The following is a 623-nucleotide window of genomic DNA, read 5'->3' as shown; positions in this document are numbered from 1 at the left end:
ACCTCATGAATTCAGCTGTGACGGTCACCTGACGCACCAACAGGAGAAGGGTGCCTCCCACCTGCAATGATCTGATTGCTGAGATCAAAACCGTCGCAGAGAAGAGGCACCCAACGGGTGAAGGGTACCGGCTGGGATCACCGGCTTGCCGTGCGGGCCGACGGCAAGAACCTGATCGGCCATGCGGGTGTGGTGCTGCTGCGGAAGGTCGCCGACCGGTTCGGTCTGGCCGCCGCGTTGAGTGCGGCGTTGCCGAAGGGCGCCGGGCCGGGCTGGCGGGATCGGGGCATGGCGCTGGTTCAGCTGGCCTGTGCGATCGTGCTCGGCGCGACGAACGTCCTGGAGGCCGAGCAGCTCCAGTACCACTGGCGTGCGGTGTTCGGTCGGCCGGTCTCGGACAGCACCCTGCGCCGCGCGCTGGAGACGATCGACGGCCCGGTCGCGGCCCGGGTGGAGCGCGTCCGCGCCGCTGTACGTCGCGTGGTGTGGACGCTGCTCGCCCTGCGTCCCGGCGGCTTCCCCTGGATATCGGTGTGCGGCAGGGCCCTGACCGGCTGGTACGTCCTGGACCTGGACGCGACCATCGTGACCTGCACCAGCGCCAAGGAGGGGGCGGCGGGCAC

General features: G+C 69.3%; 1 pseudogene. It reads left to right on the top strand.

Annotated elements, in window-relative coordinates:
- Positions 1 to 117: 117 nt before the first annotated feature.
- Positions 118 to 623, top strand: a pseudogene (locus tag AC3ET4_RS30930) (IS1380 family transposase); the annotation flags it as partial.

This window comes from Actinacidiphila sp. bgisy167, assembly GCF_057707665.1.
This window is presented reverse-complemented; position numbering and strand designations above follow the sequence as displayed.